Here is an 11,339-nt window from a genome sequence, read left to right as displayed (position 1 = left end):
GTGGGTTCAAGTCCCATCCGCTTCGCCATTCAAGGTCCTGCAAACATGTGTTGCGGGGCTTTTTTTTTTACCCTGCGGGGAACGTCTCCGTGCGTGGACGACGACTGATGCCGCAGACAGTCTGATTGCGGAACCGCGCCCGCCTGGGCTGCCCCCGCGTTTAGGGAAAAAGGCCGACGAGCGAGGAAAGCTGTCCGAGGCGCCAATACACATTCTTCGCGGAGCACGACGCGCACGCCCCGGGACAGTCGCGCCTCCCTCCCCAGGAGACACGACGCACGCTCCTGCACTGAGTGAGTCCCCTGTTTCTGCCAAACGCGGCGTATTGGTTTCGGACTCACAATGTGCTTCGAGGAAGCACAACTCACACACGTCTGTGCGGAATGAATCGCCCCCTTTTCTGCGCCGGTCGCTTCTCTCGATGAAACACAGTGCAAAAGCATCTGAGCCAAGTGCTGCCCCATGTTCAGCCGGACGTCGTCCTTATTTCTGCGACGGGCGCGCTTCTCCCTCCCCCGGAAACAGCAAGAGACAACGTCGGTCCGAACTTTCGGGCCGACGTTTTTTTGCCCGAATCTGCATCCCATTGTCGGGGCGTTCCGGGGCGAGGCGATACGCAACAAGTTTCAATACCCCCGAAGCAAACGCGCCTGCGAAAGAACTCTCCCCCTCCTTGTCTGCGCCGGACCCGGCCCTCAGCGCTCCTCTGGTGATGCGCTAAGCTCTCACACCTGTACCACGGCCCACATTGCCCGCCTTCGCGGGCAACGCGCCCCTCACGCTTCCGCCCGTGAATGATGCCGCACATCGCTCCACGCACTGCTCCTGCCGACGCCTCTCATCGGCCCGCACCTCCCCACTTTTCCCGGCGAGTGAAAAGCCTCCCCATCGCGCATGTCCTTCGCCTTCTCGCCTGATCCCGCGCCGTGCCCCGACATCACCGAGCCGAACGGCTCCCGAGTTCCCACAGCGCAGACTCTTGATGCCGCCCTCTTCCCCGACGACGCAGACTTTCCCTGCCGCCCCATCCTGAAGCTCTTTGCCATGTCGTCAGGCAGAGAAAATATGCTCATCGACAAGACCGCCCGGAACTGAAACCTTAAACTGACAACTTCCCTTCTTCTCGCACACGCTCCCCCTTCACTGCACTCCTTCCCCGTCCATCAGTGCCCCCTGTGCTTTTCTCCAGCACAAGCCCATTCCGCTCTCCCCCCCCTCCGTCCTGTTCCCTGAGTCCGAGTCGCCGGGAAGGCGAATCTCCCATCCGGTCTCATGTTCTTGAATGAACGCGTCTGCAACGCAACGTTGTCCTTGCTCCCAACTATGCTTGTTCTCTGATTTTCCTTGGCTTTTCTACCCGTCGCCGCTCTTCCCTGCCGCTGCGGAACAAGACTCGTCCACGTTCTCCCCCCCATCGTTCCGTACCCGGCCCGAACACTCTTTTCTTAAAATAAAATATCTTATATTACCAATAAAAACAAATAATTATTGATTAATTCACTACAGCGGGCACCTTCAAGGCATATATTTTTCAAAAAATAGTACCGTGATTATTTTCACGAAACACGAAAATTTATAAATAATAGTCATAAGAACACCTCAAAAAGGTCACCTCTTCAACTTCATATTTTCTACAGGAGTTCAGTATGATCATCGACTTTCGTCTTCGTCCTCCGTATAAGAGCTTTACCGGCATGGGTGGTCTTTTCGGTCCTACGGGAAGCGTCAACTGCTATCCTCTCAACAGCGCCGACGCATGGCCTGTTCCTTCTGCAACCAATCCCGACATGGACAAGTTTTTTGAAGAAATGGAAGAGGCAGGCATCACGAAAGGGTGTCTTCTTGGTCGTCGTTCATCAACGGTATGGAGCGGTGTAAAGAGCGAAGACATTCACGAACTGTGCTCGCTGCATCCAGACAAGTTCATCGGCTTCGGTTCCATCGATGCTTCTGAAGACATCATGGAGTCCCTTGCGCTCGTTGATCAGGGCAAAAAGGAATACGGCTTTCGCGGCATGGTCTGCGAACCCGGCAATACCGTGCCCGCCTGCTATCCCGACGACCGCCGCCTCTATCCCTTCTATGCCCGCTGCGTCGAGCTGGACATGATCGTGGTCATCTCCATGAGTCAGTTCCTCGGCCCGAACATCTCCTACGCCGATCCTTCCCGCGTGCAGACCGTGTGCCGCGACTTTCCCAAGGGCAAGTTCGTCATCGCCCATTCGGGCTATCCCCATGTCATATCCGCTCTCGCCGCGGCCGTGGCCGAAAAGAATCTCTGGCTCATTCCCGACGTGTACTGGACCGTCACCCAGGTGCCCGGCAGAGATCTCTGGACTCAGGGCGCCAACTGGCTCCAGGGCAGACGCATTCTTTTCGGCACCGCCTATCCCTTCCGCGGACTCCCCCAGAGCGTGTATGAAATGAAGCGCCTCGGACTGCCCGAAAAATTCTACAACCGCATCATGTACGAAAACGCCCTGGAACTTCTGGATATGTAATAGGAGTCGCCATGACCAGCGAACACGACATTGCCCGCGCGGCGAATCTCATCTCGCGCCTCGAAAGAATGCCCCTCAACAAGTCGCTCTACGCCGCCATCGCCACCCTGGCCTGGTGCTACATTCTTGAGGCCTTCGATCTCGGACTCATCGGGCAGGCCGTCGCCGTTCTGAAGCAGCTGTGGAATCTCGATTCCAGCGCAGTAGGCATTCTGGGATCCTGTTCCACGGCGGGCGTCATCATCGGCACGGCCTTCGCCGGCAAGCTCGCCGACAAGTACGGAAGAAAACGCATCCTCATCTGCGGCACGTTCATCTTCACCTTCTTCACCCTGATCGGCGCCTTCTACGAAAACTATCACTGGATAGTCTTCACCAGATTCATTGCCGGTCTCGGCGCAGGCGCGGTATTCCCGCAGCCCTATCTGATGATTTCCGAGCTCTCCCCCGCAAAGTATCGCGGCAGACTGGTCGGCGCATGCAACGCCATTCTCGGCGTGGCCTACATTCTGCCTGCGGGGTGCGGCGCGTACGCATTGCAGAATCTGTCGCTCGAAGCGGCGTGGCGTGTTCCCTTCATTGTGGGCGGACTGCCCGTGCTCACCCTGATTCTCATCCACAAGTACCTGCCCGAATCCCCCCGCTGGCTCATGCTGCACGGCAGATTCGACGAAGTCAGAGACATGGTCATGCGCTTTGAAAAAAGCTGCGGCATCGCTCACGACGACAACTACGTGGATCCCGACATTCTCGCGAGCCTCAGGCACTCCAGCGAGCGGAGAAGCACCCGCAAGATTTCCTGGACCACCATCTTCCGGCCGCCGTATCTGTCCCGCTCCCTCATGTGCTACGGTCTGTATTCGGTCACGCTCATCACCTGGTACGTGGTCATGGTGTACCTGCCCACCATCATCTCCAATCACGGCATAGCCCTGTCGTCCGCCGTGGCTCTGGTGGCCGTGTTCAACATCGCCTCCGCCACCGGTTCGTTCGCCATCGGCCCCGTGGCCGACAAGTTCGGACGCCGTCCCGCCACCACCCTGTTCATCGGCATCGCCATCGTGTCCTTCCTGCTGCTGCCCTCCACGGAATCCAGAATCGGCCTGCTGGTTCTCGGCTGGCTCTCCGTCTGCTTCGGCGTGGGCACCAACGCCATCTTCAAGGTGTACATCGCCGAACAGTATCCCACCGAACTGCGCGGCATGGGCGTGGGCATCGGCGAGGCGGTGTGCCGCTTCATCGGCGGCGTGCTGGCCACCTACTATCTGGCCTACATCGTGGACGCCGGCGGCATCAACAGCGTGTTCTACTTCCTGGCTGCGGCCTATGTCCTCTCCATCGTGGGCATGTGGATATGGGGCAGGGAAACGGCCGGCAGAAACGTGGAAGAAGCCTCGGAATAAAGGAGCACGACATGCGCGTCATCGCTTTCAACGGAAGTCCGAACAGGCGCGGCAACACCTTCATCATGCTCCGGCACTGTCTGGACGTGATGGAGGCCGAGGGAATCGAAACCGAACTCATCCACATAGGCGACTCCCTTCACCCCTGCCGCGGATGCAACGCCTGCCGGAACGGCAATCTGGGACGCTGCATTCTGGATGATCCCCTCAACGACTGGTTCGACAAGATAACGCGCGCCGAAGGTCTGCTGCTCGGTTCCCCGACCTACTTCTGGGGCATGCATCCTTCCATGAAAAGCCTCGTCGATCGCACAGGCTATCTGGCCCGGGGAAGGCTGCGCGCGGGGGAAAACCGCAACGCGCTCTTCCGCAAGGTGGGTGCCGCCCTCGCCGTAGACGGCTACAGCGGGGCTCCGCAGACCGTGCAGGCCATGCAGACGCTGTTCATGGTCACGCAGATGATTGTGCCGGGAGCGGCCTACTGGCCCATTGCCAAGGGCGCGGGCCCCGGAGACGCAGCGCGCGACGCCGACGGCATGCGCTACGTTGAAGACCTCGGCAGGCAGATGGCGTGGCTCATAAAAAAACTCAACGCATAACCAACCCCGACGAGCAAGCTATGAACAAAGGCGAACTCACCATTACGGACTGCCGCGCCCGGCCGGACACCAAAGAATTTCTGGCCGCCCTGAACAGCCCGGAACTTCTCAACGACATGCGGAAACTCGGCCGCACCCCGCCCGCGACGCCGCGCACGCTTGACGAGTGCATCCGCTTTTTTGAAAGCGAAGGCGTATCGCGCATCGTCTGCATGGGGCGGGACATGGGCTCCTCCGGCGGCGTGACCGTGGACAACGCCTACGTCGCCTCCCTGGCGGCGGCGCAGCCGGAACACATCGTGGGCATTGCGGGCATTGATCCGCTGCGCGAGAACGCCGTGGAAAACGTGCGGCACGCCATCGTCGATCTCGGCCTCAAGGGCATTTCCATGGATCCCGCATTCATGGATCTGTACGCGGACGATCAGCGCCTCTACCCCGTGTATCAGACGTGCATGGAACTGAACGTGCCCGTGTTTCTCACCATAGGTCCGCGTCCTTTCGGCAACCGCACGCGGCTGTGCTACTGCAACCCTCTTCCGGTGGACAACGTGGCCGCGGATTTTCCGAAGCTCCGCCTTCTGATCTCCCACGGCGGCTTCCCCTGGATGCAGGAAATGATCGCCATCGCCTTCCGCAACGACAACGTCTGGTTTGAAACCTCCGCCTACTGGTTCATGCCCGGCGTATCCTCCCTCATCGTGGAAGCGGCCAACGGACCGCTGGCCGACAAGATCTGCTTCGGTTCCGCCTATCCGTTTTCCTCCGTGAGCGAAACCCTCGACAAGTTCCTGAATCTCCCCTTCAAGAAAGAAGTGCTTCCGGGCATTCTTCATGAAAACATCAGCAGACTGCTGGCAGGCTGAGCCCTGCCGTCGCCGACAGAACCCCCAACTTTTTCAAGGAGCACACTATGAACAAGCTGTTTGACATCTCCGGAAAGATCGCCATCGTCACCGGTGCCAGCGTGGGACTGGGCAGAGCCATGGCGGAAGGTCTGGCGGAAGCCGGCGCCACGGTCATCGTCGCCAACCGCAACGTGGAAGAAGGCAAGGCGGCCGCGGATGAAATGCGCGCCAACGGTCTGGACGCGCACAGTCATCCCGTGGACATCTCCGACAAGCAGTCCATCGAGAACCTGTTCAACTTTGTGAAGGAAAAGTTCGGCCGCCTCGATATCCTGATCAACAACGCCGGCATCAACCGTATGAAGCCCATTCTCGACTATCAGGACGACGACTGGAACGCCGTTATGGACGTCGATCTGCGCGGCACCTACTGGTGCTGCCGCGCCGCCTTCCCGCTCATGAAGGACAACGGCGGCAAGATCATCAATCTCGGCTCCATCACGGCCTTCAAGTGCCTGAACAACGGCTCCTCCATCTATTCCATAGGCAAGTCGGGCGTCAATCAGCTCACCAAGGTCTTTGCCGTGGAATGGTGCCCCTACAACATCAAGGTCAACGCCATTGCTCCCGGCGTGTGCATCACCCGCATCAACAAGGATCACTACGCGAAGCATCCCGAGCTGCTCAAGCGCGTGAGCGCCGGCATTCCCATGGGACACGTCTCCCAGCCTGAAGACTACAAGGGCATTGCCGTCTTCCTGGCCTCCGGGGCTTCCGACTACATGACCGGTCAGGTACTCTACATCGACGGCGGCATGTCGCTGGTCTAGCTTTTCCCCCGCAGCACGGACAAAGGCAGAGGAATAGTCATTTCCTCTGCCTTTTTTGCGCGTTATCCGGGCCGTCGTTGATTTTTTCCGTTTTTTTTAGCAAAGTTCCGTAACAGGATTCTTGTTTTTCAACGAGAGAGCGACGGAACATGGACGAACAGGAACAATTTCCCTTTCTGTACATTCCCTGCTATGTTCAGGAATTGTCTCTGGTATGGGAAAACTTTCTTCATCTCGGAAAGAAAATAACCTATAAAAAGGGCGATAAATTCTTTCTTGGCGAGAATGAGGATGCGTTCGGCTACATCAAGTCCGGCCTCACGTGCTGCTACGTGAAGGAAGAAGTCGGTCATGTCGATGAAATACGCTTCTTCATAGGCAAGGGATGCCTCATCAAGGAAACCTTCATCTCCGCCAACTACGGAAAGTTTTACACATACCACAAATGTCTCACCGACGTTGAAATGTATCAGTTCGACAGGAACATGATTCTGAGCGGCAATGCCTTCAACAATCATCCCGAACTGGTGAAGAACTACATTTTTTCCATATCCGCCAAGAGCGTTTCCGCGCAGCTCTTCGCCAGTCTGCTGAAGCAGAAATCCAATCTGCAGAAGGTGGCGGTGTACATTTACGGATTCCATCTGCTGAACGGACGCTCCCTGAGCTTCAGCCCTCCGCTGACGCAAATTCAGCTTGCGGAGCTTCTGGGCCTGACCAACCTCACCGTGAACAGGATCATCGGCAAACTGAAACGGGACAACGTCATTGCCTGCTACACCAAGAACAAACTCCAAATTCTCGACATTGAAAAAATCAAGGCGCTGCGCGTAAGCAGCGAATGACCCGCAGACGGCCTGACTCCAGAACTGCGCCCGCCGGGGCCGCCCCTTCGCGTGGGGCGAAGGACAGACGATTTTTTGCCCCCGAGCGTCGAGCGTCTCTTCGTTTCAGTCAACCGCGCTGTTGCGTTTTATTGACACCTTCTTCCGAATCTTCATCCCCGTTCCGGGGCGGCCTACTCACGGCTTGTCGAACGGCGCGGAAAGGCCGTAGGCGGCCACCTTCTTGTACAGCGTCGTGCGCGACATGCGAAGTTCGCGCGCCGTGCGGGCCATGTTGCCGCCGCTGCGGCAAAGCGCCTCGCGGATGATCTCACGCTCTCCGGCATGCGTCGGGGAAAGACCGCCTGCTTCCTGCATCGCCGTCGGCGTACTCTTCTCCTCCAGCAGAAACGACGGCAGATGCCTTCTGACGATGCGCCCGTAGCCGGAATTCACCGCCGCGCAGATGACCGCGTTGCGCAGCTCGCGCACGTTGCCCGGCCAGTCGTAGCGCATGAGCACGTCGAGGCACTCCTCGTCAATGGACACGTCCGGCACCGGCAGATGCTCAAGAAAATGCCGCACCAGAAGAGCGATGTCCTCCCTGCGGCTTGCCAGCGGCGGAATGTCGATGCTGAGCACGCTGATCCGGTAATAAAGATCCGCCCGGAACAGCTTTTTTTCCACCATGGCCGGAAGATCGCAGTTGGTGGCGGAAATCAGCCGGAAATCCACCTTGCGGGGATGCAGATCGTTCACGCGCTGAATGGTATGCGTTTCCAGCGCCCGAAGCAGCGAGCCCTGCACTTCCAGCGGAAGTTCGCCTATTTCGTCCAGAAACAGCGTGCCTCCGTCGGCCAGCTCCATGAGGCCCATCTTGCCGTTGCGGGAAGCCCCGGTGAACGCGCCCGGCGCATAGCCGAACAGTTCGGAATTGATGAACTCGCGCGAGAGCGTGGCGCAGTTCAGGCTGATGAGCGGCTTGTCGGCGCGGCGGCTGCCCCTATGCACGGCATGGGCGAAGAGCTCCTTGCCCACGCCCGTCGGCCCGACGATCATGACCGCTTCATCCGTGGCCGCGTACAGTTCGGCACGGTCTATGCGTTCGCGTATCACCGAACTCGCGCCGATGATTTCATGGCGCTCGTCGGCGCTTCCCCCTTCGCCCGACGTCGTGAACTGAAACTTCCGCAACGCGTGTCCGGCCACGTTCAGGCGGCCGAGGATGTCCGTCCAGCCGTGATCGCCGATACTCATGACCTGCGAAATGTAGCCGAACACCTCATCTTCCGCGTTGATGAGCGGAATGCGGTTGACCAGAATTCTCTCGTTGGTCATCTCGGGCCTGACGGAACTTTCGTCGTACAGTTCGCTCCTGCGGCTGCGCATGACCTGACGGGCCCGGGAATGCTCAAGAAATTCGTAGATGCTGTGCCCCGCGACCTCCTCCGGCGACTTGCCGAGGTAGGCCGCATACGCGTCGTTGATGTACCGCACGATGCAGTTTCTGTCGCACACGTACACGCCGAACGGCAGAGAACGCAGAACGGCAAGACATTCCTCCGACAACTCAAAGGCTGCGCTCATAACACCTCCCGAGCGGCAACATCTTCCAGCTTTCTTCTCGGCAACGGCGCGAACGTTCACGCCTGCCGGACTTCCCGCGGAAGGCTGCCCGGCGCGTGCCACGCCGCGCGTGAAAATACGCGCCACGCTTCGTGAAAAGCTGTTCATGTTGTGAACACTGAACAGAAAATGTTCACTATCTGAACAGCATACAATCTTGACATTGTCTCGACAAGTCAAAAAACATCCAGTTATTCCAAAGGATAGACAAAAAACATCGCCTTGGCACGATACTTGCTAGATAAGGAACAAACACCAAGGAGGTTTTGCCGTGAGTTGCGTAGCCTGTCTCACCCCCCAGGAAGAAAGAATCCAGCTCGGACATCTGTATGATATTCCCAAGGAAGGTCTCACCCCCGGCCGCAAGCGCGTCTATCGCATGCTGCAGAGACTGCGCGATCAGGAACTGCCCCGCATCAGCATGGAACGCGCCGTGCTGTTCACGGAAACGTTCAAGCAGACCGAAGGGGAGCATCTGAGTCTCCGCTGGGCCAAGGCCATGATGAACATTGCCAGGAATCTGCCCATCTTCATTGAAGACGATCAGCTTCTGGCCGGACGCTGCGACGGCAAGGCCGGACGGCACGGCATCATCTTTCCCGAACTGGAAGGCGGCTTCCTCGACCGCGTGGCCGACGCCTTTGAAGGGGAAAACCCCTACTACGACCTCTCCCACGAGGCCGCGGCCCAGATGCGCGAAATAGCCCCGTACTGGCGCGGCCGCACCATTCTCGACAAGCTTTTTGAAGCCGTGCCCGCGGAAACCCGCCGTCTCATCTTCAAGGATGAAGACTACTACGGCCAGAAATACATCATCACGCAGACCGCCTCGACCCGTTCCTCCCTCCAGTGGGTGCCCGACTACGCCAAGGTGATCAACAAGGGCTTCAGCGCCATCCGCGAAGAGGCCAGAGAAAAGCTTTCCCGCTTCGATCCCATGGACGCAAGCAACTGCCTGAACGAAATTCCGTTCCTTCAGGCTGTCATCATGACGTGCGACGCGCTGGAAATCTTTGCGGCCCGCTATGCGGAACTTGCCCGGAACATGGCCGACAAGGAAGGCAACGCCGCCCGCGCCGCCGAACTGCGCCGCATGGCCGACGCCCTGGATCAGGTTCCCATGAAGCCCGCCCGCACCTTCTACGAGGCCGTGCAGTCCCACTGGTTCTTCCAGTGCTTCTCCCGCCTGGAACAGCGCACGAGCTCCGTCATTTCCAACGGCCGCCTCGATCAGCTCTTCTACCCCTTCTACAAGGCCGAAAAGGACGCCGGAACCCTCACCGACGACGACGCCCTGGAAATTCTCGAATGCCTGTGGATCAAGATTGCCGACTACATCAACATCAGCGTGTCCCCGCAGGCCAAGGCCTTCTATGAAGGCTACGCCCACTGGGAAGCCGTCACCGTGGGCGGCAAGACTCCCGACGGGCACGACGCCACCAACGAACTTTCGTATCTCATTCTGCGCTCCAAGCGCGAAGTGCCGCTGAACTATCCCGACCTCGCCGTGCGCGTGCACACGCTCTCCCCCGACCGCTTCCTCATGGAAGTGGCCGAAACCATCAAGGAAGGCTCCGGCTTCCCGAAAATCTTCAACGACGAGGAAATCATTCCCCTGTACCTGGAAAAGGGCGTGCCCATCGCCGTGGCCAACGACTGGGCGGCCTCCGGCTGCACCGAAGTGCGCCTGCCCAACTGGGATACCTGTCTGACCCCGCATCCGTGGCTCAACCTGGGCTCCGTGCTGGAAATGACCCTCAACAACGGCCGTCTGCACTACTTCAACAACGATCTCTACGGCCTTGAAACCGGCAACGCCGCCGACTTCAAGAGCTTCGACGAGCTGTTCAACGCCTTCAAGGCCCAGCTCTTCAACATGCTCAAGCACGCCTACATCCTCGTCATGTGCGTGGAAAAGGTGCGCGCGGCCAATCTCGCCACGCCGCTCTTCTCCATGCTCCACGACAAGGCCTTCGATCAGTGCATCGATCTGCATTCCAACAACGTCAAGGGCGGCTGCAGCATCGGCTTCTTCGACATGATCGGCCTCGGCACCGTGCTGGATTCCTTTGCGGCCATCAAGAAGCTCGTCTTCGAGGAAAAGAAGCTCACCATGGACCAGATCTGCAAGGCCGTGGACGCCAACTTTGAAGGCTACGACGACATTCTGCACATGGTCGAGCACTGCCCCAAGTACGGCAACGACGATCCGTACGTGGACCAGATAGGCTACGATCTGGAAAAGGCGGCCACGGAATTCGCTCACGCCCACAGAACCGGCAACAACACCGAGCTCGACGTGCGCTACGTGCCCGTGACCTCGCACATTCCGCTCGGCAAGGTGGTGTGGGCCACGCCCAACGGACGCCTCGCCGGAACCTACCTTTCCGAAGGCTCCTCCGCCTCCCACGGCGCAGACGTGAACGGCCCCACCGCCGTGCTGCTCTCCAACGCGCATTCCAAGTTCGTGGGCCTGCCCGAACGCGCCTCCCGACTGCTCAACATCAAGCTGAGCCCCAACACCGTGGCAGGCCGCGAAGGCAGCCGCAAGCTGGTGGGCTTCATCCGCACTTTCTGCGCCCTGAAGCTCTGGCACATGCAGTTCAACATCGTCAACCGGGAAACCCTCTGCAAGGCGCAGGAAGATCCCAAGACCTACAAGAACCTGCTGGTCCGCGTGGCCGGATACAGCGCCTACTTCGTCGATC

The 11,339-nt window shown here is 58.8% G+C and carries 8 protein-coding genes; 7 read left to right on the top strand and 1 reads right to left on the bottom strand.

Annotation, left to right across the window (positions count from 1 at the left end; all coding sequences use genetic code 11):
* The first annotated feature begins 1,646 nt into the window (after window positions 1-1,646).
* The 6 genes from ACZM96_RS07090 (at window position 1,647) to ACZM96_RS07065 (ending at window position 7,026) form a co-directional block, all read left to right on the top strand.
* Window positions 1,647-2,501 (top strand): amidohydrolase family protein, encoded by an 855-nt coding sequence (locus tag ACZM96_RS07090; protein ID WP_489488174.1) that lies wholly within the window; start codon window positions 1,647-1,649, stop codon window positions 2,499-2,501.
* An 11-nt stretch (window positions 2,502-2,512) separates the two neighbouring features.
* On the top strand, window positions 2,513-3,904 hold the full coding sequence (locus ACZM96_RS07085) for an MFS transporter (protein WP_489488172.1): 1,392 nt from the start codon (window positions 2,513-2,515) through the stop codon (window positions 3,902-3,904).
* 11 nt (window positions 3,905-3,915) lie between these two features.
* On the top strand, window positions 3,916-4,503 hold the full coding sequence (locus ACZM96_RS07080) for a flavodoxin family protein (protein WP_489488171.1): 588 nt from the start codon (window positions 3,916-3,918) through the stop codon (window positions 4,501-4,503).
* A 20-nt stretch (window positions 4,504-4,523) separates the two neighbouring features.
* Window positions 4,524-5,369, top strand: coding sequence for an amidohydrolase family protein (locus ACZM96_RS07075; RefSeq protein ID WP_489488170.1), 846 nt, complete (start codon window positions 4,524-4,526; stop codon window positions 5,367-5,369).
* Window positions 5,370-5,416: 47 nt separating this feature from the next.
* Window positions 5,417-6,181, top strand: a complete 765-nt coding sequence (locus ACZM96_RS07070; RefSeq protein ID WP_489488169.1) for an SDR family NAD(P)-dependent oxidoreductase — start codon at window positions 5,417-5,419, stop codon at window positions 6,179-6,181.
* Between the two features lie 149 nt (window positions 6,182-6,330).
* On the top strand, window positions 6,331-7,026 hold the full coding sequence (locus ACZM96_RS07065; RefSeq protein WP_489488167.1) for a Crp/Fnr family transcriptional regulator: 696 nt from the start codon (window positions 6,331-6,333) through the stop codon (window positions 7,024-7,026).
* 177 nt (window positions 7,027-7,203) lie between these two features.
* On the opposite strand, the gene ACZM96_RS07060 is transcribed toward ACZM96_RS07065, so the two are convergent.
* Window positions 7,204-8,592 (bottom strand): sigma-54 interaction domain-containing protein, encoded by a 1,389-nt coding sequence (locus ACZM96_RS07060; RefSeq protein WP_489488166.1) that lies wholly within the window; start codon window positions 8,590-8,592, stop codon window positions 7,204-7,206.
* Between the two features lie 310 nt (window positions 8,593-8,902).
* On the opposite strand from ACZM96_RS07060, the gene hpsG reads away from it, so the two are divergent.
* Window positions 8,903-11,339 (top strand): (2S)-3-sulfopropanediol dehydratase (gene hpsG, locus ACZM96_RS07055; protein ID WP_489488164.1); only part of this gene is annotated, 2,437 nt, incomplete at its 3' end.

Source organism: Mailhella sp. (assembly GCF_057866825.1).
The sequence above is the reverse complement of the archived record's forward strand: the minus strand, read 5'-3'. Positions and strand labels throughout refer to the sequence as shown.

Coding starts and splice junctions, on each gene's coding strand:
- ACZM96_RS07090 (WP_489488174.1), top strand. CDS start 1,647: ATGATCATCGACTTTCGTCTTCGTCCTCCGTATAAGAGCTTTACCGGC.
- ACZM96_RS07075 (WP_489488170.1), top strand. CDS start 4,524: ATGAACAAAGGCGAACTCACCATTACGGACTGCCGCGCCCGGCCGGAC.
- ACZM96_RS07065 (WP_489488167.1), top strand. CDS start 6,331: ATGGACGAACAGGAACAATTTCCCTTTCTGTACATTCCCTGCTATGTT.
- ACZM96_RS07085 (WP_489488172.1), top strand. CDS start 2,513: ATGACCAGCGAACACGACATTGCCCGCGCGGCGAATCTCATCTCGCGC.
- ACZM96_RS07080 (WP_489488171.1), top strand. CDS start 3,916: ATGCGCGTCATCGCTTTCAACGGAAGTCCGAACAGGCGCGGCAACACC.
- ACZM96_RS07060 (WP_489488166.1), bottom strand. CDS start 8,592: ATGAGCGCAGCCTTTGAGTTGTCGGAGGAATGTCTTGCCGTTCTGCGT.
- ACZM96_RS07070 (WP_489488169.1), top strand. CDS start 5,417: ATGAACAAGCTGTTTGACATCTCCGGAAAGATCGCCATCGTCACCGGT.